At 71.5% G+C, this 24,049-nt stretch carries 12 protein-coding genes; 11 read left to right on the forward strand and 1 reads right to left on the reverse strand.

The features are described 5' to 3' along the window. The first annotated feature begins 282 nt into the window (after positions 1-282). From ACZ7CH_RS27440 to ACZ7CH_RS27455, 4 genes are all read left to right on the forward strand, one after another. Positions 283-1,860, forward strand: coding sequence for an acyltransferase domain-containing protein (locus tag ACZ7CH_RS27440; RefSeq protein ID WP_470375266.1), 1,578 nt, complete (start codon positions 283-285; stop codon positions 1,858-1,860). Continuing rightward, positions 1,857-7,505 carry an SDR family oxidoreductase gene (locus ACZ7CH_RS27445; protein ID WP_470375267.1) on the forward strand — a complete coding sequence of 1,883 codons (5,649 nt, stop codon included), beginning with the start codon at positions 1,857-1,859 and terminating at the stop codon, positions 7,503-7,505. The genes ACZ7CH_RS27440 and ACZ7CH_RS27445 overlap by 4 nt, the downstream gene beginning before the upstream one ends. Before the next feature lie 224 nt (positions 7,506-7,729). Continuing rightward, positions 7,730-12,922: a type I polyketide synthase gene (locus ACZ7CH_RS27450; RefSeq protein WP_470375268.1), complete on the forward strand. Its 5,193-nt coding sequence runs from the start codon at positions 7,730-7,732 to the stop codon at positions 12,920-12,922. A gap of 201 nt (positions 12,923-13,123) precedes the next feature. Next, entirely contained in the window at positions 13,124-13,852 is a 729-nt protein-coding gene (locus ACZ7CH_RS27455) for a helix-turn-helix domain-containing protein (protein ID WP_360384839.1), read from the forward strand. Positions 13,853-13,860: 8 nt separating this feature from the next. Here ACZ7CH_RS27455 and ACZ7CH_RS27460 read toward each other — a convergent pair whose 3' ends face one another. Beyond that, positions 13,861-14,472: a TetR/AcrR family transcriptional regulator gene (locus tag ACZ7CH_RS27460; RefSeq protein ID WP_360384837.1), complete on the reverse strand. Its 612-nt coding sequence runs from the start codon at positions 14,470-14,472 to the stop codon at positions 13,861-13,863. Positions 14,473-14,903: 431 nt separating this feature from the next. Between ACZ7CH_RS27460 and ACZ7CH_RS27465 the strand changes: the two genes are divergently transcribed. From ACZ7CH_RS27465 to ACZ7CH_RS27495, 7 genes are all read left to right on the forward strand, one after another. Then, on the forward strand, positions 14,904-15,797 hold the full coding sequence (locus tag ACZ7CH_RS27465) for a LysR family transcriptional regulator (protein ID WP_360384835.1): 894 nt from the start codon (positions 14,904-14,906) through the stop codon (positions 15,795-15,797). A gap of 555 nt (positions 15,798-16,352) precedes the next feature. After that, positions 16,353-17,279, forward strand: coding sequence for a LysR substrate-binding domain-containing protein (locus ACZ7CH_RS27470; RefSeq protein ID WP_470375269.1), 927 nt, complete (start codon positions 16,353-16,355; stop codon positions 17,277-17,279). A 481-nt stretch (positions 17,280-17,760) separates the two neighbouring features. Further along, positions 17,761-19,272, forward strand: a complete 1,512-nt coding sequence (locus tag ACZ7CH_RS27475) for an aromatic amino acid lyase (protein ID WP_470375270.1) — start codon at positions 17,761-17,763, stop codon at positions 19,270-19,272. Then, the gene (locus tag ACZ7CH_RS27480; RefSeq protein ID WP_470375271.1) at positions 19,269-20,036 is read left to right on the forward strand and encodes an L-tyrosine 3-hydroxylase; all 768 of its coding nucleotides are present in this window, start codon (positions 19,269-19,271) and stop codon (positions 20,034-20,036) included. Before ACZ7CH_RS27475 ends, ACZ7CH_RS27480 begins: the two co-directional genes overlap by 4 nt. Continuing rightward, on the forward strand, positions 20,033-20,719 hold the full coding sequence (locus ACZ7CH_RS27485; protein ID WP_360384827.1) for an O-methyltransferase: 687 nt from the start codon (positions 20,033-20,035) through the stop codon (positions 20,717-20,719). The genes ACZ7CH_RS27480 and ACZ7CH_RS27485 overlap by 4 nt, the downstream gene beginning before the upstream one ends. 37 nt (positions 20,720-20,756) lie before the next feature. Next, a complete protein-coding gene (locus ACZ7CH_RS27490) occupies positions 20,757-22,988 on the forward strand; it encodes an SDR family NAD(P)-dependent oxidoreductase (protein ID WP_470375272.1) in 2,232 nt (743 codons plus the stop codon). Beyond that, entirely contained in the window at positions 22,985-24,019 is a 1,035-nt protein-coding gene (locus tag ACZ7CH_RS27495) for a zinc-binding dehydrogenase (RefSeq protein WP_470375273.1), read from the forward strand. Before ACZ7CH_RS27490 ends, ACZ7CH_RS27495 begins: the two co-directional genes overlap by 4 nt. Positions 24,020-24,049 lie beyond the last annotated feature (30 nt).

A 24,049-nucleotide genomic window follows, 5' to 3' on the forward strand; every position in this document is an offset into this window, starting at 1 on the left:
CGCGACGATGGGCAGTGCTCACCGATTTCCGGCAGGTGCGCACCGGCCGCCGGGACTCCCGCCGATGTGCTCGGCTGGAACGACGGCAGCCGACGGTGAGAGTACCCGGCGTCAACGTCGCGAAGGGCTCCGGTCCCGCCTGCCGGAACGAGCGCTCGTGGCGGTACGCGCACCACTGACATCCTGTCGAGCAAGCGACCTCCTGGCTTCGTCCGGAGCCTGCCCCGTCCCCCGCCGGGTGCTTTGAAACCCGTTTTCCCGCTCCACGCTAAGGATCTCATCGTGTCTTGTTCGTCGTCTTCCTCGCCGGTCTTCCTGTTCCCGGGACAGGGCGGGTACCTGCCCGGTGGTCTTTCACGCGTGTGCGCCGACCGCTCACTGCCGGCCGTTGTCGGTCAGGTGGACGCGATCTCCCTCCGGCACGGCGGCCCCACGATCTCCACCCTGCTGGAGAGCGCGGACGCGCCGACCCTGGACGTGCTGCTGGCCAGTGACGTCCCTGCTCTGAGCCTGGCCATCTTCGCCACCGAGCTGGCGGTCCTGGACCTGGCCCGTGAGCTCGCCGGCGTCACACCGGCTCTCGTGATCGGTCACAGCTTCGGCGAGTTCGCCGCGCTGACCGCCGCGGGAGCGCTCGACCTGGCGGACGGGGTCCGGCTCGTGATCGCGCGTGACCGTGCGCTGCGCGCCTCGCGCGACACCGAGGGAGGAATGGTCGCGCTGCGCGTCGGACGACAGCGGGCGAGCGCTGTCGTCGGCTCTCTCGCTGACCGCGGCTTGGCGGTCGCTGCCCACAACGGGTACGACCAGGTCGTGGTCTCCGGCCCGCACGAGTCGCTGGACCGGCTGACGGCGCTGGCCGGCCTGCTCGGGATCGAAGCGACGCGCCTGCGCGTCCCGTACCCGTTCCACAACCGGCTGCTGGCGGAGGCGAACCGGTTGTTCGAGGCGGAGGTGGCCGAGGTCCGGGTGCGCGCACCGCGAGTGCCGATGTACTCGCCGGTGCTGGGCCGTTACGTCGAGACCGAGCAGGACGGCCGCGAGATCCTGACCAGCCACCTCGAACGGGAGGTCGGCTTCCTGCAGGCCCTGGTGTCGGTGCGGGGTGACGGGTACGCGCACTTCCTCGAGTGCGGAGCGCGCGCCGCACTGACCGACCTCGTGGGTGCGTGCCTGCCCGGCGTGCAGACCGCGGCACCGCTGCGACAGCGCCGGACCCTCGACGAGCTGCGTGGCGCGTTCGCCACGTCCTCCAGCTCTGAGGCCGCGTCGAACGGGGCGCCGGTCGCGCAGGCCGGGTCGAACGGATCGTCGGTCATGCAGGCCGGTTCGAACGGGTCGTCCATTGCGAGCGCTGGTTCGAACGGGTCGCCGGTTGCGAGCGCTGGTTCGAACGGGTCGTCCATTGCGAGCGCTGGTTCGAACGGGTCGCCGGTTGCGGGCGCTGGTTCGAACGGGTCGTCGATCACGAGCGCCCGAGCGGACGCGGCACCGGTCGAGCCCGCCCGAACGGGCACGCACCAGGTGCAGCACACCGCGGTTCCCGCCGCTGCCGTCCCCACGACGGCACCCGAGCCCGCAGAACCCGCGCCGTCCGGAGGCGCGGACGTTCCGGGCTTGGTGGACGAGCTGCGCACCCTCTACGCCTCCGCCGTCGGCTATCCGGAGGAAGTGTTCGAAGCCGACATCGAGCTCGAGGCGGACCTGGGGATCGACTCCATCCGGCAGACCGAGCTGCTCCAGCGCGCCCGCCAGAAGTACGACCTCCCCGAGGCCGACATCCGGATCACCGACTACACCACCCTGGAGTCGATCGCCGAGCTGCTCACCCAGCTCGGTGCTGGGCGGGTGAAGGCGTGAACAGTCCACGCAGCGGTGCTTTCGCCGACCGGATCTGCCTGGTGACGGGAGGCTCGAAGGGGCAGGGCCGGGCCATCGCGCGCGAGCTGGCCCGCGGTGGCGGCCATGTGATCGTGAACTGGTTCCACGACATCGACGCCGCGCGGCAGACCGTGGCGGACATCCTCGCGGACGGCGGTTCCGCGGAGCACCTGCGGGCCAGCGTGGCCAAGCAGGACGCGGTCGAGGAGATGTTCGCCGACGTCGCACGCCGGCACGGGCGGCTCGACGTGCTGGTCAACAACGCCGCCCGCGGAGTGTTCGAGCCCGGTCACGTGCTCACCGACCGCGACTGGGAAAGGGCGATCGACACCAACGTGCACGGCCCGCGCCGTTGCTGCCGTGCCGCCTTCCCGCTCATGAAGGACCGCGGCGGCGCGATCGTGAACCTGGGTTCGATCGGCACCAGCGTCGTCATCGACAACTACAGCTGCGTGGCGGTGTGCAAGGGGGCCCTCGAACAGCTGACGAAATACCTGGCCGTGGAGTTCGGGCCGCACGGCATCCGGGTGAACATGGCGTCCGCGGGAATGCTCGTCAGCGAGACGGTGAAGTTGTTCCCCCGCAGTGAAGAGGTCCTGGAGGCGACGGTCGCGGGAACCCCGCTCGGCCGCCTGGGCACGGTCGAGGAACACGCGAAGCTCGTGGCCTTCCTCGCCTCCCCGGAAGCGTCGTGGATCACGGGGGAGAACGTCGTCAACGACGGCGGGATCCGGCTGGGCGGTGCGCTGATCCGCGCCGGGGGCACGTGGGGCGACGCCCCGCGGCCGACGGCGGACGTCGTCGAGCCCAGCGCGTCGGGGGTGCCGGTTCGCGATGTGCCGGTTCGCGCCGCCGACAGTGCGCCTGCCCGCACGTCGGACGGTGCGCCCGCTCGCGCCACCAACAATGCGCCTACCCGCGCCTCCGACAATGCGCCTGCCCGCACCTCCGGCCGAGCTGCAGAACCCACGCCCGGCCGTGAGGGTGACGACGATGCCATCGCCGTCGTCGGAATGGGGCTGGTCGTCCCCGGTGCGGAGTCACCCGAGCAGTTCTGGGACCTGCTGCGCGCCGGCGAGCCCGCGTTCAGCGAACCGGGGGACCGCTATCCGCTCGACACCTTCTGGGCCGCCGATCCCGGCGACCGCGACCGCACGTACGCGCGCACTGCGGGCTTCGTGCGGATGGGGCGGCACGAGGACGTCGCTCCCGACGCCAGCCTGTCGTCGTCCTGGCTGCGCCACGCCCTGGGGCAGGCGTTGCCGGACGGTCCGTCGTCCCATTCCTCGCTGTTCATCGGTGCCTGCTCCGACGGCGACCAGCACTTCGAGCAGGCCATGGTGGTCGAGGGGTACGCCCGCATGCTCGCCGAGGCCTGGCCGACGCCCGCGGGCCCGGACGCGGAACGGCTGCGCTCCCTGCTGCGCGAGCGCTACCGGCTGGCCGCGGGCAACCCGGAGAGCCACCTGCCGGACGGGGTCGTCCGCAACGCCGTGCGCGGCCTGCTGCCGGACACCACGCCCGTGACGATCGTGGACACCGCGTGCTCCTCGTCGCTCTACGCCATCGACCTGGGTGTGGCCGCCCTGCTGGAAGGCAGCACCGACCTGGCGCTGTGCGGGGGCTACTTCATGGTCACCCCGCGGTTCAACGTGCTGTTCAGCAAGCTCGGTGGTCTCAGCCACCGGGGAGCGGTCAACGCGTTCGACGGCTCCGCGGACGGCACGCTCTTCTCCGACGGCGCGGCGGTGGTGGCGCTGCGACGGCTGGGTGACGCCCGCCGCGACGGCCAGCAGGTGCTCGGCGTGCTGGCGGGGTTCGGTGCCGCGGCCGACGGCCGGGGCAAGGCCATCGCCGCCCCCAACCACCGCGGGCAGGAACTGGCGATCGCACGCGCCGGGCACGGGCAGGAGCACGCCCCGGTCTGGGTGGTCGGGCACGGTACCGGCACCAGGGCGGGCGACGAGGTCGAGCTGGCCGCGCTGAACCAGTCGGCCGGCCGGGAAGTGTTGTGCACCAGCAACAAGTCCCTGATCGGGCACACGGGGTGGGCCGCGGGCGCGGTGTCGGTGATCCACGCTCTGCTCGCCCTGCGCCACGGTGTGGTCCCCGCTCAACGGCCACGACCCGGCGCGGCGGCGACCGCGGAACACGTCACCGTCCCCGCGCAGGACACGCCGCTGCCCGCCGGACCGCGCCTGGTCGGCGTCTCCGGGTTCGGGTTCGGCGGGACCAACGGGCACCTGCTGCTGCGTGACGAGCCCGGCCCCGGCGAGCCCGTGCCCACCTCCCGGCCGCCGGCGAAGGACGACCGCGTCGTCCTGGTCGCGTGGAGCGCCCACCTGCCGGGGGCGCCGACCTCGGCCGAAGTCGCGACGCGCCTGGGCGAGGGGCGTGCGCCCGCTGACGACGCGGCCTTCCCGATGCCCTACCCGGCGCCGGAGTGGAAGGTGAGCAGGCTGCCCGCCGCGGTGTCGGACGCCATCGACCGCACCCAGCTGATGGCGCTGGACGTGGCCGAACGCTTCCTGGCCGAACACGGGCAGCTGTGGGAAGGCCGCGAGGAGACCACCGGTGTCATCGCGGCTCACTACGGACCGACCCTGTCCTGGTACCAGTCGGCGCTGCGCTGCTACGCCGACGACCTGCTCGCCGTCACGCCGGGTGAGCTCGACGCGGACGAGTTCGCGGAGGCCGCGCGAGCCGTGGGCCGCGCGGTGCGGGCAGGAACCCCCGAGTCCACCCCGGACACCCAGCCCGGTCTGATGGGCAACGTCATCGCGTCGCGCATCGCCAACCGCCACAACCTCAACGGTGCGGTGCAGCTCGCCGACGCCGGGCCGGACGCCACCGCGCACGCGGTCCAGACGGCGGTGCGGCACCTCCTCGGCGGAGCGCTGGACCTGGCGCTCGTGCTCAGCCTCAACGGCAACAGCACCGACGAGCTGCGCACCCTGCTCGGTCGCGGCCCCCTCGGCGAAGGCGCCTTCCTGTTCGCCTTGGCGCGGGAGAGCACCGCGGCCGCCGCCGGATGGCCCGTGCTCTGCCAGGTCTCGGTCGCCACCGGCGGCGCCGGGACCCGAGCCCCACGGCCGCTGGACTACCTCGGCGCCAACGGCGCGTGCGACCTCGTGGGCGAGCTCACCCGACTGGGGAAGACCCCCCACGTGATCGCCGCCGGCCCTTCGGCGCCCGGGATCGTGCTGACACCACACCGGGCCACCCGGCCGGCGCCGCGCAACGAGCGCTACGTCTGCACCTACGTCGAAGAGCCGGCTTCCGGCGCCGAGTGGACCACCGCTCCCGGGCCGGACTGGCTCGTCGTCGTGCAGCCGGGGTGCGAGGAGTCGGTGCCCGCACACGTGCGCGCGTCCGGTGCTCACATCCACGTGCTGGACGAGACCGCACCGGTCGAGGCCCAGTTCCCCGACGCCGCGACGGGCGCTGGCCGGTTCAGCCACGTCCGCCTCTTCGCCTCCACCGGTGGTCCGGCGCCCGGCGACACCGTTGCGGAAGGGACTCTCCGCGCGCACGAAGCGCTGTTCCTCGCGGCGAAGTCCTGCCGCGACCGGATCGACGCCGGTGGCTCGCTCGGCGTGCACCTCGTCGACGAGCTGCGCAGCGGAGTCCCGCACTCCTCCGCCGGCCTGTTCACCGGCATCGTCAGCAGCCTCGCCTGGGACCTCCGCGGGGCGCGGCTGGCCGTGGTGATCAGCTCGGAGACCGGCGCCTGGGACACCCTGAACCGGGAACTGGCCGGCTACCGCGGCTATCCGGCGGTGCTCCACCACGACGGTGTGCGGCTGCGCACCAAGCTGGTGCCCGCACCGCTCGACCTGAGCTCGAACGTGTCGCCGCTGCGGCCGGGGTCGGTGGTCGTGGTCACCGGCGGCGCGCGGGGCATCACGGCGGCCTGCGCGAAGGAGCTCGCCTCCCGGACGCCGTTGCGGTTGTGGCTGCTGGGCTCGTCGCGGCTGCAGGACGTGCCCGAGGACCTGCTGTACGCGGGCGACGAGCAACTTCCCGGCCTGCGGGCGAACTTCCTCAAGACCGAACGCGCCCGCACCCCCGGTGCCACGGTGCGGGAGGTCATGGCCCGGTTCGACCGCCTGCTCAACGCCCGCGAGTCGCAGCGGAACCTGCGGGAACTGCGCGCGCTCTGCGGTGAGGACGCGGTCGACTACCTGACCTGCGACCTCACCGACGCCGAGGCCGTCCGCTCGGTGGTCGAGACGATCCGGCAGGTCACCCCGGACGTCGACCTGCTCGTGCACGGCGCCGGCCTGCACAACGGCGGCGACATCTCCCGGCTGACGGTCGACGGGCTGCGGCACGTCCGCGGGGTCAAGGTCGACGGGTACCGCAACCTCAAGGCCGCGTTCGGCACCGCCCAGCCCGCCCAGTGGTGCAACTTCGGCTCGGTGGCCGGCCTCGTGGGGCTGCCCGGCGAGACCGACTACGCGCCCGGCAACGACTTCCTCCACGGCGCGGCCCGCCAGGCGGCACTGGTCCGCGGCGCGGACGAGCGCACGCTGATCTGGCCGATCTGGGCGGAGATCGGCATGGGCGGATCGGAACTGATGCAGGGCAACAACGAACGAGCGGGGATCATGGCTCCGCTCGCCCCGGCCGAGGGCGTGCGGCACCTGGCCGCCGAGCTGTGCACGCCGTCGGTCGCCCAACCGCTGGTGGCGTTCCTCAACGCGAAGGAACGCGCGACCTTCGGCGAGCAGTTCCCCGGCTTCGTGCACCCGGTACCGGAGCGCACCCGGTGGATGCTCGGCACCCCGCACCGCACCACCCGCGGCACCACCCAGTGGCTGCTGGACCTCGGCGAGCGCACCGCGGGGTTCCTGGTCGACCACACGGTGAACGGCAAACCGACCATGCACGGCACCGGTCTGGCCACCATCGCGGCCGAAGCGGCGACCGCGGTGGTACCCGGCTTGCCCGTCCGCACCCTGGAGAACCTGCGGTTCTCGGCGTTCGTCGCGCCGAAGGCCGGGCCGGGCAACCCCTACCGGGTGACGGCGCGGCTGGACGGCCCTGACCGCGTGCACGTCCGGATCACCAGCGACGTGGTGGACCGGCGTGGCCGGGTGCTGCGCGCGGACCGCCAGCACTTCGCGTGCGACGTGGTGCTGGGCACCCTTCCGGTCCCGCCGCTCGCCAGGAACGTCGTCACCGACCGGCCGTCGGAGGACCCCTACTACCGCGATGACAGCGCCGTGGTCCTGCGCGGGGTCTACCGCGCGAGCACCGACGGCAGGGAGGGCCCGGACGGCACCAGCTCCCGCTGGGTGCTGGTCCCGCCCGCCACCGAAGCCGACCGCGCACTCCTGGAGAACCCGCCGGTTCCCACGGTGATGCTGGACGCACTGGCCCGGACCCGGTTGCTGCGCACCGACGGCAACGGCGTCCACCTGGTGGCGGTACCCCGCTTCATCGACCGCATCGAGTTCTTCGCGACGGGCAGCGACGCGGCGGTGAGCAAGTCCAACCCGGACGGAATCCTGCTCATCCACGTCGACGACGCGAACGTCGAGGAGGCGGTGAACGTGGACGGCCGGGTCCTCATCCGCATCTCCGGTTGCGAGACGTTCGACGTCGGCGACACCAGCTGAGCGTGGCGCCCCGACCACCTCGGTCGGGGCCGTCACGGCATCCGGCCCGACCCGGATGCCCGGCCCCACCGGCCCGGCGGCTGAGGTCGTCGCGCCGGTGGGCTCCGCGCTCGTCATCATCGCCCGGCCGCACCCGCCCTGCGGCCGGCTCCCGGAGCTGGCTGGGAGACCCCGTGAGATCGAGGCGGCTTGACCGAAATCTGTGAGGTAGCAAAATGACGCGTTTGAGTTCTGGTAGCCCGGACAACGACGTCGCCGTCGTGGGTCTGGGCATGAGGTTGGCCGGTGGCATCTGCGAACCGGCGGACTTCTGGGCCGGCTTGATCGCGGCACGCAGTGAGGTCGGGGACCTCCCCCGCGACCGGTGGTCGTCGTACCCGGCACACGGTCCGGCGGCCGCCGCCGCGGTGGACCGGGCGGTCAGCCGTGCCGCCTACCTGGAGGACGCCGCGAGCTTCGACGCCGAGTTCTTCGGCGTCACACCCAGAGAAGCGGTCCTGATGGACCCGCAACAGCGCCTGGTGCTGGAAGTGGTGTGGGAAGCACTCGAACACGCCGGAATCCCGCCTCTGTCGCTCGCCGGCAGCAACTCCGCCGTGCTGATCGGTGTGGGTGGCGGTGAGTACGGGCAGATGCTGCTGAACGATCCCGAGCGGATCGGTCCGTGGAGCAGCATCGGCGGCGCCTACTGCGCCGTCGCGAACCGGGTTTCGTACTTCCTCGACCTGCGCGGTCCGAGCCTGGCACTGGACTCCGCGTGCTCGTCCTCGCTCGCGGCGATCCACTTCGGACGGCAGGCGCTGCTCTCCGGGGAGTGCGACGTCGTGATCGCGGGCGGGGTGAACCTGATCGCCGCACCCGCGCAGACCCTGTCGCTGGGCGCGTCGGGAGCGTTGGCGGCCGACGGCAGGAGCAAGCCGTTCGCCGCCTCCGCCAACGGGTACGGGCGCGGCGAGGGTGCCGGTGTCGTGGTGCTCAAGCGGCTGGACCACGCCCGGCGTGACGGCAACAACGTCCTGGCCGTCGTCCGTGCGAGCGCGGTGCGGCAGGACGGCCGCACCAACGGGATCATGGCGCCCAACGGCGTCGCACAGCAGGAGATGCTCCGATCCGTCTACGCCGGCGCCGGCATCGATCCGTCCGCTGTGGACTACCTGGAAGCGCACGGCACCGGCACGCCTCTCGGTGATCCGACGGAGGCGGCCGCGGCCGCTGCCGTCCTCGGAGCCGGCCGGGCACCGGACTCGCCTCTGCTCATCGGATCGGTGAAGGGCAACGTGGGGCACCTGGAGGCGGGTGCGGGGGTGGTCGGCATCATCAAGACTGTGCTGGCCATGCGTGCCGGTGTCCTGCCGCCCACGGTGGGAGCGCGGGACGGTGTCAACCCCGCGGTCGAGGCGGAGCGGTCGGTCAAGGTGGTGACCGAGCCGACCGCCTGGCCGGAGGTCGCCGGAAAGCCGAAGCTGGCCGGTGTGTCCAGCTTCGGCTACGGGGGCACCATCGCGCACGTCTGCCTGGCAGAAGGCGACCCGCTGGAACCACACGGGGAGCGGGACGCCACTGACGCCCCGTCCCTGCTCGTCCTGTCCGCCGCCACCCAGGAGGCGCTCGCGCCGACGGTGTCCAGGCTCGCGGACGTGCTGGAGACGGGGGAGCAGGACGTCGACGCGGTGGCGGCCACGCTGGCGCTGCACAGGTCGCACCTGCCGTGGCGGACCGCCGTGGTCGCCACCGATCGCGGCGAGGCGGTCGACCGCCTCCGGGCGTGGTCCGCGACCGAGAAGGTGCCGGGGGTGGTGCACGGCAGGGCGACCGAGCAGGCCGCCGGACCGGTGTTCGTCTTCTCCGGCCACGGTTCCCAGTGGGCGGGCATGGGACATGAGCTGCTCCGGTCGAGCACACCGTTCGCGGCCCTGTGCGAGCGGCTCGACCCGGTGTTCCGCGAGGAGGCCGGGTACTCGCTGATCACCGAGATCGACGAGGGGGACTGCACGCGGACGGACCGCATCCAGGCGACGTTGTTCGCCATGCACCTGGGCCTGGCCGAGGTGTGGCGGTCCTGGGGTGTCGAACCGGTGGCGACACTCGGCCACTCGATGGGCGAGATCGCCGCGGCGGTGACCGCGGGCGTGTGGAGCGCGGAAGACGCCGCCCGGTTCGCCTGCCGCCGCGCGGCACTGCTCGGGACCGTGGCGGGACGCGGTGCCATGGTCCTGCTCGACGTGCCGTTCGACGAGCTGGAGGAACGGCTCGCGGGCAAGTCCGGCCTGACGGCGGCGATCGAACCGGCCCGCGGGTGGTCCGTGCTGGCGGGCGACGTGGCCGCGGTGGAGGAGTGCACGACCGTGCTGGCCGAAGAGGGCCGCGTGGTTCGCCGAGTGGCTTCCGACGTCGCTTTCCACAGCTCGCACATGGACGGGCTCGTCGACGACCTCGGCGCCGCTGTGCACGGGTTGTCGATCGGCCCGGCGTCGTTGCGGCTGTACGGCACGATTTTGGACGACCCGCGTTCCGGCGCACCACGGGACGCCGGTTACTGGCAGCAGAACCTCAGGCGCCCCGTGCGGTTCGCGGCGGCCGTGGAAGCAGCGGTCCACGATGGACACCGCCACTTCCTGGAGATCTCACCGCATCCCGTTGTCGTCCACAACATCGCTCAGATCGCGGAGTCGCTGGCCGTTCCGGCGGTCACCGCGGCGCACTCGCTGCGTCGCGCGCAGCCGGCGCTCCCGGAGCTCACGGCACAGCTGGGCAGGCTGCACTGCGCCGGAGTCGACGTCGACTGGCGAGCCCGCTGGCCCCGCTCGGCAGCGGTCGCGTTGCCGCGCACGGCGTGGCAGCACAGCCGGTACTGGCTTCCCGAGGCGCCCCTGGACCGGGGGACAGGAGGCCACGACCCGGAGTCCTTCACCCTGCTCGGTTCCCGGCTGACGGCGGCCACCGTGCCGCCTTCTGCCGTGTGGCAGACGACCCTGTCGCCTGAGAACAGGCCGTACGACGCCCCGCACACCGTGCACGGCGTGGACATCGTTCCCGCCGCCGTGCTGTTGTGCACGCTCGCCGACGCGATCACGGGTGCTGCCGACAAGCCGCGCCACCTCCGCGACGTCGTCCTGCGCACCCCTCTGCCGGCCGAGCAGGACCGCGCCGTCCAGGTCGTCCGCCAGGACGGCAGGGCGGTGCTCTCCTCCCGTCTGCAGGAGGCGTCAGAAGAGACGTCCTGGACCACGCACACCTCCGCTCGCGACGGCGGTGCCGGCACCGTGCGCGCCGACGCGGCCGAGGTCGTCGGAGACCCGGTGCTGCCGATGCTCCCCGTCGGCACCGACGAGGTGCTCGACCTGCTCCGGCCGCTGGGGGTGTCAGGTCTGGCCTTCGACTGGCAGGTGGACCACCTCCGGCACGACGACGACGTGGTGCACGCGACCGTGTCGACGCCCGGCCGCGCGTCCCACTGGGCCGTGGTCCTCGACGCCGCCACCACGCTGTCCTCGCTTCCGCTGGCCCGGCAGGGCATCTACCGCATGCCCGCCTCCATCGAGTCGGTCGAGTGGACCGGTCCCGCTCCGTCGTCGGTCCACCTGGTCGCACGCCTGCGCAGCGGTACCACCGACACCATCGACCTGGACCTCCAGGGGACCGGCGGACAGTCGTCCGCCAGGGTCACCGGGCTCCGGTTCGGCGTTCTCGACGCGGACCAGACGTTGATCGCCGACCCGAGGACCTTCCTGCACGGGCTTTCCTGGCAGCCGCTGGAGGTCCCGGCCGTCGAGACGCCCGCGGCCACGGTCACGCTGGTCTCGACCGAACCCTCGGCGACCGCGGAACAGCTCGCGGAGCACCTCGTGCGGGCCGGTCTGCCGTGCACGCTCGTCAAAGCCGCACAGGACATCTACCCGCCCGCGGGCGACGGGCCGCACCACGTGGTGTACCTGGCCCCGTACTCCGGACCGGGACAGGAGTACGACGCCACCGTCCGCCACCTGACCGATCTCGCCGACGTGACCCGGTCCGCGGCCGAGGCCGACCGGCCGGGAACCAGGTTGTGGGTCCTCACCAGGGAAGCCCTGGCCTGCACCACGTCCTCCGGTCTCGCGCATCGGCCCCTGTGGGGAGCCGCACGGGTGATCGCCTCCGAACACCCGGAGCTGCGCGGTGGCGTGCTCGACCTGGAGGGAGGTGACGACGACGCCGCGTTCGAGCTGGTGGCGCGAGTCCTCAACGAACCCCCCGCGGAGGACTGGCTGGTCATCAGGAACGGTGAACTGCTCGCCGGTCGCGTCGTTCCCCGCCCGGACCGCGGCCAGACCCCTCCGGTGCCCCTGCGACCCGACGCCACCTACGTGGTCACCGGCGGTCTCGGGGCACTCGGGCTGGAGGCGGCACGGCACCTCGCCTCACGGGGCGCCCGCCGGCTGGTCCTGACCAGCCGGCGTGGACTGCCGCCGCGTTCCACCTGGGAGGAGCAGCACGACGACGCGACCCGGCGCGCCATCGGCGTCGTCGAGGAGCTTGAGGGCCAAGGGGTGAACGTCCTCCCGCTCGCCTTGGACGTGACCGACGCCGACGCCGCACGAGCGGTGCTGACACCCGACTTCCTGCGCATGCCGCCCATCCGAGGCGTGGTCCACACGGCCGGAGCCGTGCACGGCCGCCTGGTGGACGACCTGGACGAGGAGTCGATCCGGGAGACGCTGCACGCCAAGGTGCTGGGTGCGGTGGTGCTGCACGAGCTGTTCCCGCCGGGGAGCATCGACGAGATGGTGCTGTTCTCCTCCACCGCACCGCTGGTCGTGCTGCCCGGTTGCACCGCTTACGCCGCGGCCAACTCGTTCCTGGACGGCCTGGCCGCACACCGCCGGCACCGAGGCGGGAACACCACCTCGATCGCCTGGACGGTCTGGCGTGACACCGGCATGGGCAAGCTCAGTGCCGACGGACTGCAGAGCATGGAGGCCCAGGGCTTCGGTGACATCACTCCGTCCGAGGCGCTGCGCGTGTGGAACTGCCTGCACACCACGGATGACGGCTACGCGCTGGTGGTCAGGCCGACCGCACCGCCGCCGGGGGGACGCCGCGCGCTGTTCGAACACGTCCGCGACCCGCGGAACGGCGAGTCGCGCGGAGGATCGGCGGCGGAGCCGGTCACCCTGCTGCGGGACCTGCCCGCGGACGAGGTGTCCGACGCGGCGATGGCCGTGATCCGCAGCGTGGTGGCGGCCGAGACCGGTGTGCCGGAGCACCGGATCGAACCCGAACGGCCGTTCTCGGACATCGGCCTGGACTCGGTCATGGGCATCGCGATCCGGGGCAAGCTGCAGCAGGGCACCGGAGTCGAGCTGCCTGCGGGCATCCTCTGGACCCATCCCACACCGGCGGCGCTGACCCGCTACCTCGTCACGACGGCGGCGCGGTGAACTCAGAAAGCCGATCACCCCTGCCTCGTGCCGTGGCGTGCGTGTCGTGCGTTCATGATCCCAGACCAATTGTTGAGTCGAGGCCGATCAGTCCATTCGGCTCGTCGATATATGGCACCGCGTGTTGATCCGACTGGAATAATCCGGTTAGGGTCGGCGCGTTCATGAATATTTTCAGAATCCCGGTCATCGGAGGTTCGGATGACGTCTGCGCGCGGTTCCTCGGTGAGCACGGCGTGGGTGGACGAGACGTGTTCCGCGGAAAAGTCCCAGGGGGCGGTTGAAAAGGCGGTGCTGATCATCCGCTACCTGGGGAGGAAGGGCGGGGTCTGCTCCCTGGCCGACATCGCACGGGACCTGCAGCTCGCCAAGACGACCGCTCACCGGCTGCTGCGCACGCTGGAGGCGGAGCAGGCCGTCCGGCGGATCGCCAACGGGTACGAACTGGGCGACCTGCGACTGACAGCGGGGTTGACGAGCGACGACCACGCCCTCTTGCGGCGGCACGCGCTCAAGGGCATGTTGCGCCTGTACGAGCTGACGCACCTGCTGGTGCAGCTCATGGTCGTGGAGGACAACGTGGTCCGCTGCGTGGAGCAGTTCGAGCCTCCCGGTGCCGGCTTGCTGTCCGGTCCGGTCGACTTCGGCCGGTCGTGGTCCGCGCTGGAGACCGCCGCCGGAAAGGCGGTGCTGACGCTGAAGGCGCATCGGAGCTCCTCCGGCCGGCCCGCCTCCCGGGTCGCGCACGACGACGGGGTCACTCACCGGGGTCTGCGCACCTCGGCCGTGCCGGTCGTCGCGGACGGCCCACTGTTCGCCGCGGTGTCGGTGACCGGGCCGCAGGCGTTCGTCGCGCGGGGGGAGGTCCAGACCGCGTTGGCGCACGTGGCGCGCTTGTACGAGCCGTTGTGCGCAGGTCTGGCGAGCTGAGCCAGGCCTCAGCCGAGGTCGCGCAGCACGGCGCAGACGATCCTGGTGAGGTGCTCGACCAGGGGGTCGACGGGATCGGTCAACCCCCTGGTCACCCACTCGGTCACCACCTGGGAGATCCCGGAGACGAGCGCCAGCGAGGCCCGCTGGAACAGCACCCGGTCGTGCTGGGGGCCGACGACCCCGCGGACCAGGCGGCCGAAGAACTCCGCCTGCCTGCGCATGGACTCCCGGCGCAGTGACTCGAGGCGCGGCACGTCGATGTAGATGATCCGCGCCCGCTGCGGGTGTTCCGACAGCATGGTGACCAGCGCCTTCATCATCGGGAAGATGAGCTCGCGCGGACCGGACGGGTTGCGCGGCGAGGCCTCGACCATGCCTTCGAGCAGCCACCTGTTCTGCTCGGTGTGCACCTGGAACACCAGGTCACCGCGATCGGTGAAGTGCTCGTAGAAGTAGCGCTTCGACACCTGCGCGCGAACGCACACGTCCGCGACCGTGACGTCGTCGTACGCGCGCGCCGAGAACAGCTCCAACGTGGCCTCGACCAGTCGTTCCCGTCGCTGAGCTGACCGTTCGAGGCGGGACCTTCCGCCGTAGGAGTCTCCTCGTGGCTTCATCGGCGCGGTGCCCGGTGTCCTTCCCGGCTCGAAGTGGTCCTCACGCTCAGTACCTATCACCGGCGGCGAATCTGCGCCACCCGCGTTCCGGACCGCGGAGCCGCGCGCGGTCGTCGCACTGCGTCATCAGTCGGGAACGTCGGCGTTCTGGTTTCTTGCTGCAACGGGGTTCTGGATCGGAATCTTGATAGCCCTAAAGGGTGAATCTCCGTGTCAATTGGAATCAGCGTAACGCCTGGACCAGGCAGTTCAATCAAGAACGTTCACGTTCCAGAACTTGCGCAGCCCTCCGGTGGCGGACATACTGTCGTGAACCGGCAACCGGAGGGTGAGTGAAACCGACGGTCGCGTTTTTGGCGACCGGTGATGTCGTCGAATGCGAAGGTGTCGATTTCGGCCAGCCCGGTGCCGCGACGTGAATGGTGGTCTTCGTGGGCAACAGGGTGGAGCTCAGGCATCTGCGATATTTCGCCGCGGTGGCCGAGACGTGTCATTTCGGTCAGGCCGCGAAACGGCTCAACATGGCCCAGCCCGCGCTGTCGAACGCGATCAAACAATTGGAGGACGAACTCGGCGTCAGCCTCCTGGTCCGCACCACGCGGCGGGTGGAGCTCACCGAGGCCGGCAAGTTCTTCCTCGACGAGGCGCTGCACACGCTGGGGCGCGTCGACGCCGGCATCCACGGTGTCAGGCTGCTGAACGAGGGGCAGTCCGGACTCGTGCGCATCGGGCTCACCTGCTCGGTCACCTTCGCGCACATGCCGTTCCTGATCCAGTCGATCCGCAGGGAGCTGCCCGGCGTCGAGTTCGAGGTGCACTCGGACCTCTCGACCGAGGAGCAGTGCGTCCGGCTCCGTGACCAGACGCTCGACCTCGGGGTCGTGCACCCGCCGGTTCCCGACGGCGTGGAACTGATCCCGATCTGCGAGGAGCCCTTGATCGTCGTCCTCCCGCTCGACCACCCGCTCGCGGAGAAGAAGTCGGTCGGCATCGCGGACCTGCGGGACGAGTCCTTCATCACCGGGGCGAAGCCGGAGACGGGCATAGCCAACGCGGTGATGAAGATGTGCCTGAACGCCGACTTCAGCCTGCGGAAGAAGCACGTGGTCTCGAACATGCCGACTCTCCTCGCACTGGTCGCCTCCGGTCTCGGGATCGGCGTGGTGCCGGACGCCGCCCGCTCGGTCCCCGTCCCGGGCGTGACGTTCCGCCCGCTCAGCGAAGCGCCGATGGTGCCGGTGGCCCTGGCGTGGCTCAGGTCGAAGCAGTCCCCGGTGCTCGCCGACGTGGTGAGGACGTTCGAGGGCCTTCTGTCGAAGGTGTAGTCCCGGACTCGACCTCACTTTCGTTCTCCGGCAAGGCTTTCCTCCCCGCTCGTCGGCGGGCGGGAGAGCTGTGCGGTGACCGCCGCGGAGAAGGTGCGGTGCGGCTCGGTCCCTATTTCATTTCACGTTTCCCTCGTGTCCAAGTCCGGTTTTCGACCGGTTTATCGATGTTGCATCAATCGGATTTTAATTCATGAGTGTGCTGCTGTGGTGCTGCAGAGCGGATGTTTGACCGCGAATAATCTGCGCCGGTCTGCGCTGTCGATGCTCCGAACGGCTGGTCTGCTGATGCGCTCGTCACAGGTGTGTCATCTGTCGAGGTCGGCCGCTTGCCGGGCGGTGCACCGAATTGAGAGCGCTAACATTCTCCAGCGGTTGCGGCACCCGGTCGAAGTGGACATACTGTTGCTGGCTGACAACTGAACGTCATCGTTTGGAAGGGCTCGCACCGCAGTTGCGCGGGCGGTTCGAGACTTTCGAACAGGCTGTTTTGTTGCCGGTCGTGGAGTGCGAAGTCGGCGAGCCGTTGTTGTGGCCGGGTGATTGAGGTTGTTGATGGCGAGCAGGGTGGAACTCCGGCACCTCAGGTACTTCGCCGCAGTTGCCGAAACCTGTCATTTCGGTCAGGCGGCCGAAAAGCTGAACATGGCCCAGCCTGCTCTGTCACACGCCATTCGGCAGTTGGAGGACGAGCTCGGCGTGTGCCTTCTGGCGCGGACGACGCGACGGGTGGAGCTCACCGAGGCGGGCCGGTTCTTCCTCGACGAGACCCTGAACACGCTGAGCCGGATCGATGCCGGGGTCGACGGCGTCCGGCTGCTGGGAGAAGGTCAGACGGGACTGCTCCGGATCGCGCTCACGGGATCGGCCGCCTTGGCGCACATGCCGTTCCTCGTCCAGACGATCCGGAAGCGGTTGCCCGGCGTCGAGTTCGAGGTGCACTCGGACCTCTCGACAGAGGAGCAGTGCGTCAGGCTCCGGGAGGAGACGCTCGACCTCGGGGTCGTGCACCCGCCGGTGCACTGCGAGGACGTGGAACTGTTCCCCGTCCGCGACGAGCGGTTGGTCGTCGTCCTCCCCGTCGACCACCCGCTCGCGGAGAGGCAGTCGCTGAGCGTCGCGGCCCTCCGCGACGAAGCCTTCATCACCGAGGTGAAGCCGGAGGCAGGGATTGCCAAGGCGGTGCTGCAGATGTGCCTGAAGGCCGGCTTCAGCCCGAAGCGCAAGCACGTGGTCTCGAACATGCCGACGCTCCTCGCGCTGGTCGCAGCCGGGCTCGGAATCGGTGTGGTGCCGGAGTCCGCCCGTTCCATCCCCTTGTCGGGCATCACGGTCCGGTCCCTCGAGGACGGGGCGAACGTGGGGATCGCCCTGGCGTGGCACAGGTCGCAGTGTTCGCCCCTGATGACCAACGTGCTCAAGGCCTTCGGCGCGCACTGGCCGCAGCGCGAGCAGTGCGATGACACGCGGGCGGTCGGCTGAGCACCCGGACAGAAGCCTTGTCCGCCCCCCTTCCCCTTCGTTGCTGCCCAGGCGTCTGCAAGTACCACCAACACGTGATCGAATCGTCGCTAACCCCTCCGGTCAGTCGCGTCGAGGCCGCTCTACACCACGAAGTCGTTTTCCCGCAACGGTTGTTCGTCGACGAACGCCCTGCGGTCTGCAGGCGACGACGGGAAGTGCCGCGCAGAAGTCGCTTGTGGACAGTGTCGGCCCGTTGCGGCTCGCGGTCGTCGTTCCGGTAGCTGGAATGTCCGGTTGTGCGACGGCTCCGCGGCTACATACTTGCGACGAAAATTGTTACGCGGACAGGGTGAGAGTGCTTCTCGAGGTGAGGAGTCGCTTCGCCGGCGGTCCACCTCTTCCGGTGAACAGCGCGACCACTTCGGACGGCCGCTGACCTGACCAACGTGGCTGATGACGAGCTCCAACCCACTTCGGCCGAACTAGGGGCGATGACACGATGAGCCCGATTGATTCCGCGACCACCACCCTCGATCTCTCGGCTCCCGTGGAGCTGGCCCACCTGGAGGCCGCGGCTCGGCCGATGCGCATCACGTTGCCCGCACAGGTCGTGGCGGACGTCGAGCGCGGGCGGCGCTTCGTCGAGGCGACCCTGGCGCGGTCCGAACGCCCGGTTTACGGTGCCACCACGGGATTCGGGCCGCTGGTCGTCTTCGACGGCCGGGAGAGCAGCACCGCGCAGTGCGACAACGTGTTGCAGCACCTCACCGTCGGACAGGGGCCCGACCTGCCGGTCCCCGTCGCCCGCGCGGCGGTGCTCGTGCGTGCGCGGTCCCTGGCCCGCGGCTTGTCCGGCGCGTCGATGTCCACGGTGAACGCACTGGCCCGGATGCTCGACAGCGGCTTCGCCCCCGCCATACCGACCTGGGGCTCGGTCGGAGCCAGCGGAGACCTGGTTCCCCTGGCGCACGCCGTGCAGAGCCTGCGCGGGCACGGGTACGCCTACTTCGACGGCGATCGGATGCCCGCGGGCGACGCCCTGCGCGCGGCGGGCCTGGCCCCGCTCGAGCTGGACGGCCGGGACGCGCTGGCGCTGGTCAACGGGACGTCGGTGACGACGGCGGCCGCCGGGCTCGCGGTGCTGTTGGCGCAACGTTCCCTGAAGGTCGCGGTCGCGCTGACGGCGGCACTGGCCGACCTGCTCGGTGCGACGCCCGCGTTCCTGGCGCCGTCCCTGCTGGAGGCGTTCGGTCATCCCGAGGCCGAAGCGGCTGGCCGTGAGCTGTCGTGGTGGCTCGGGGGGACCACGCCGGTGACGGGGCGGCCGCTGCAGGAGCCCTACAGCATCAGGTGCGCGCCGCAGCTGCTCGGCGCTGCCCGGTCGGCGGCCGGGTGGTCGGCCCGGACCGTCGCCGACGACCTGCGCGGGGTCAGCGACAATCCGCTGTTCTTCCCGGACGAAGACCTCGTAGCGCACGGGGGGAACTTCTTCGGCCAGCCCGCCGCTTTCGCCGCCGACCTGCTGTCCTCGGCGATGACCCAGGTCGGCAACCTCGCCGAGCGGCAGGTCGACCTGCTGGTGGACCCCGGCCGCAACGGAGGACGGCCACCGATGCTCGCGGCCGAGCCGGGCAAGCAGCACGCGGTCCAGGGTTTGCAGGTGCTGGCGACGTCGGTCGTCGTGGCGATGCGCCGGGCGTGCACGCCCGCGGCGATGCAGAGCATTCCCACCAACCTGCACAACCAGGACGTCGTCCCCTTCGGCACCCAAGCCGCGCTGACCGCCTACGAGCAGGCCAACCTCCTGCGGCTGCTGCACGGCTGCCTCGGCGTCGCGGTGCGCCAAGCCGCCCACATCGGTGATCGCGAGCCGACCGCGCCGCACTGCGCGGGCCTGGTCGCGGCGCTGGCCGAGCGGGTCGCGCCGATCACCCACGACCGTCCGCTCGACGAGGACATCCGCGCGGCTGCCGATGCGCTGGACGAGCACGTCGCGGAGGTGCTGTCGTGACCGCTCCGCCGCTGCCCCGGCTCACCGTTCCGCTTCCGCAGAACCCGCTCGCCCCGTGTGCCTGGCACCCCGGTGACGTCAACGAACCCGTCGGCCCGCCGCCGTCCGACAGCGAGGCGGAGTTCGCCTGGTACCGCTGGTTGCTGGGCCACCACGGTGCCTTCTGCGTGTGGCGGCTGCTCTCGGCCGCGCTCGGCCGCGGTGACCTCGACGAGGCCGCCGTCCTGCACGACACCTACTCGGCGCTGCTGCTCTACTCGGGCAGCTGCCGCCCCGAGATCTACCTCTCGGTCATCCGGCCGCGGATGGCGGCGCGGCACCCGGCGATGAGCGGGACGTGGGCGCGCGACCACCGCCACGCCGCCGCGCTGCTCGCCGCAGCGCGGCCCGCACCGGGGTCGGCGCTGAGGGCGGCGGTGAAGTTCAACCGCCTCGTGCACATGACGGTGGCCGCCCGGCTCGTGCCGGTCGGCGGGTCGCTGCTGCGCGATGCCGGGCGGGACGTCCACCAGGCGCCCACCGAGGACGAGCAGGCGCTGCTCGACGACTTCTTCCTCGTCGACCGGGCCCAGGTCTGCGCGCACGTCTTCACCGCCGCGCTGCGGGCGCGGGTGGCGGCGCTGCTGGCGGACCTCGCGACGCAGCCGGTGCACGCGATCTACGACCGCGACGCGGTGAACCACTTCCAGACCGACCTGCCGGTGCACATCGCCCGCCTCGTCCCGATCGCCGAGGCGGCTCTCGCGGACGGAGCCCACGCATGACGACAACAGCGGAACAGCCCGACAAGGCGGTGCTGCTCACCCCGCAGGTGCTCGAGTACGTCCGGGGTCAGCTCCCGCCGTTCACCGACGTCCAGCGCGAACTGATCGACGCCACGCTCGCCCTCGGCCAGGTGGCCGAGATGCAGGTGCCGCCGGAACAGGGAGCGCTGCTCACGTTGCTGGCCCGGCTGACCGGCGCCCGCGTGGCGGTCGAGGTGGGGACGTTCACCGGGTACTCGACGCTCGCGCTGGCCGAGGGCGTGGGGCCGACCGGTCGGGTGATCACCTGCGACGTGACCGACCGCTGGGCGGGGATCGCCACCGCCGCCTGGGCCAGGGCCGGTGTCGCCGAGCGGGTGGAACCGCTGCTCGGCCCTGCCGCCGACACCCTGCGCGGCCTTCCGGAAGAGCCGTTCATCGACTTGGCCTTCCTCGACGCCGACAAGGCCGGCTACCGCACCTACTGGGAAGAGCTCGTGCCCCGGCTGCGCCCCAACGGCCTGATCGTGGCCGACAACGTGCTCTACGCCGGCGAGGCGGCCTCACCCGGCGCGGAGGGAAACGCCCGCGCCATCCGCGAGTTCAACGAGCACGTCCGCAACGACGACCGCGTCGAGTCGGTCCTGCTGACCGTCGCGGACGGACTCACCCTGGCTCGCAAGAAGGGCCCGGGGGAGCGGTGAGGACCGGACGGGGAGCCGCTGAAGTGCCGGTGCGGCCGTGACGGCGGCCTGGGAGGTGCCCGCCGACGCACACCTAGGCGACTACGTGCTGCGGCCGGGCGCCGCGGACGACGACCGGGTCGCGGTGGTGGACCGCTCGCGGGGCGGGCGTCTCGAATGGACGTACGGACGGCTGCGCGCGGCCGTCGCCGGACTCGCGGCCTGGTTGCGCCGGTCGGGGGTCGGCGATGACGACACCGTGGTGGTGCTCGCCGAGAACAGCGCCGAGTTCGTGGTCGCCTACCACGGCATCCTCGCGGCCGGTGCCGTGGTGCTCGCGCTCGACCCGCGGGACACCGCCGAGCGGTGGCGCGCCGCGATCGACGGCACCGGTGCCAAGGCACTGGTCGCGGAGACGGCCCTCGGACCGCCGGAGGTCTCGCTGCCGACCGTCTGCGTCGGCGCCCCCACACCGAACGGCACGCCGTGGGACGAGGCAGTGGCCACGCCACCTTTGCCGCTGTCTCCGCGCGGAGGCGACCGCACGGCAGTGCTGATGAGTTCCAGCGGCACGCTGGGCGCACCGAAGCTCGTGCCGGTGTCGCACCGCAACCTGACCGCCAACCTCGGGCAGATCGCCCACCTGCACCGGGTGCGCGACGACGACGTGGTCCTGTCGGTGCCGCCGCTGCGGCACGTCTACGGGATGCAGATGGCGATGAACCCGGTGCTGCGGGCGGGCGCCACCCTGGTCATCGGCGCGACCCCGTTCTCGGCCGCCGACTTCACCCGCGACGTCACCGAGGACGGCGTGTCGCTGGCGTACCTGGTGCCGAGCGTCGTGACCGAGCTCGGTGCGACCGGCCAGCCGCTGCCGTCGCTGCGACTGGTCGTCTCCGGTGGTGCACCGCTGCCCTCGGTGGACGCCGACCGCTGCGCCGCGGTCCTCGGTGTCCCGGTGGTGCAGGGGTTCGGGATGACCGAGGCGGGGTGCGTGAGCTTCAGCCCGGACGGCGTCGAGGTGCCGCCCGGCTCCACCGGCGTGCTCGTCCCGGGCACCGAGGTGCGGTTCACCGGCGGCACGGAGCCGGAGTCGGGCGAGCTGTGGCTGCGCGGGCCGCAGATCGCCCGCACGTCGGCGGACGCGGACGGCTGGCTGCGCACCGGCGACCTGGTGAGCCGGGACGCGCACGGCTTCCTGCGGATCACCGGCCGGGCGAAGTCGCTGATCAAGTACAAGGGCCACCAGGTGTCGCCGGCCGCGCTGGAGGAAGTGCTCACCGGCCACCCCGCGGTGGCCGAAGCCTGCGTCGTGGGCGTGCCCGACCCGGTCGCGGGGGAGGTCCCGAAGGCCTACGTCGTGCTGGCCGAGCCGGTGCCCCTCGCGGACATCACGGCCCACGTCGCGGACCGCGTCGCACCGCACGAACGGGTGCGGGCCATCGAGCGGGTACGGGCGATCCCGCGTTCCTCGACCGGCAAGCGGTTGCGGCCTCCGGCGCTGCGGGTGCTGGTCACCGGCGGCGGACGCGGGCTGGGACGGACGTTCGCGCAGGCGCTGGCCGCCGCCGGGCTGTCCGTCGCCGTCGCCGGCCGCGACCGGGACGCCCTGGAGGAGACCGCCGACGGAATCCGGCGAGCCGGTGGAACCGCGACCTGGGTGTGCCTGGACGTGACGGACGACGATTCGGTGGCCCGCGGGGTCGACCAGGTCGTGGCCGAGCTGGGTGGCCTCGACGTGCTGGTGAACAACGCGGGTGTGGCAGGGCCGATCGGTCCGTTGTGGACGGTGGATGAAGCTGAGTGGCGGCAGACCTCCGAAGTCGGGTTCTTCGGGTCGGTGCGGGTGACGCGGGCCGTGCTGCCCTCGCTCACCGGACGCGTGGTGAACGTGGTGAGCCGGGCCGGCGCGGTCGGCTGGCCGCACGCCAGCGCCTACGCGGCCGCCAAGGCGGGGTTGATCTCGGTGACAGCGAGCCTGGCCGGGGAGCTGGCCTGCTCCGCACGGGTTGCGGTGGCGTTCGACCCCGGCCTGGTCGACGCCGGCATGACCCGGTCCCACCTCGACCGCGGCCGGACGGGGAACCGCTGGGAGGACGACATCCTGACGTGGACGTTGCAGGCCCGGCGGTCAGGGCGTTTCACGGCCGCCGAGGACGCCGCGGCCGCGCTGGTCTCCGTCGTCACGGGCGCGGCGGACCACCTGTCGGGCCGGTACGTCCGGACGGACGACGTGCTGCCGGGAGGGCCGGGTTCGATCAGGTCAAGCCGACGAGAGGTGTGCTCATGAGGGCTGCGGTCCTGCGCGGAAAGCACGAGCTGACCGTGGAGGCAGTCCCCGACGCGGCGCTCCGGGCCCCCGGTGACGCGGTCGTCCGCGTTGTCGTCGCCGGGATCTGCGGCACGGACCTGCACGGCTACCACGGGCTTCCCGGTCCGGTCACCGGTCCTCGCTGCGGGCACGAGTTCGTCGGCGTGGTCGAAGACGTCGGCACCGAGGTCGCCACACTCCGCCCCGGGATGATGGTCGTCGCCCCGTTCAACTTCGCCGACGGAACCTGCTCGGCGTGCCAGGCCGGTGTGCACAGCGCCTGCGCCGCGGGTGGCATGTTCGGTGTGGACGGTGACGGCGCACAGGCCGAAGCGGTCCGCGTCCCCTTCGCCGACGCCACCCTGGTGGCGGTGCCGGTGGACGAGGACGACGAACGGCTGCCCTCGCTCCTCGCCCTCACCGACACGATGGCGACCGGCTTGCACGCCGTCCGGACGGGCCGGGTCACGCCGGGCTCGTCGGTCGCCGTCCTCGGTGACGGGCCGGTCGGGATGTGCGCCGTGCTCGCGGCGAGGGAAGCGGGAGCAGGCCGGATCATCCTCGTGGGCAGGCACGAATCCCGGTTGGGCAAGGGCCGCGACTTCGGTGCGACGGACACCTTCCGAGCCCAGGGACCCGAAAGCGATGCCGAGTCCGTCGATTTCGTCCGCGCGGCCACCCAAGGGCTCGGCGCCGATGTGGTGGTGGAGTGCGGTGGTGGTCCGCAGGCGCAGAACACGGCTTTCGCGCTGTGCCGGACCGGCGGCACCGCCTGCGTGATGGGCAGCCCGCCGATCGGCGACGTGACCTCGGTCTTCTTCCGCGGAATCACCCTCACCGGCGGTCTCACACCGGCCCGCGCCTACCTCCCCGAACTCGCCGAACGGGTGCTGGCCGGCACGCTCGACCCCGGTTCGATCTTCGACAAGGCGGTGAGCCTGGACGACATCGCGTCCGGCTACGAGGCGATGGCCGCACGCACGGCCACCAAGGTGCTCGTGCGGCCCTAGCGCAGTCACATCTTCCACAATCGCAGGAAG

It is taken from the genome of Lentzea sp. NPDC037011 (genome assembly GCF_055607425.1).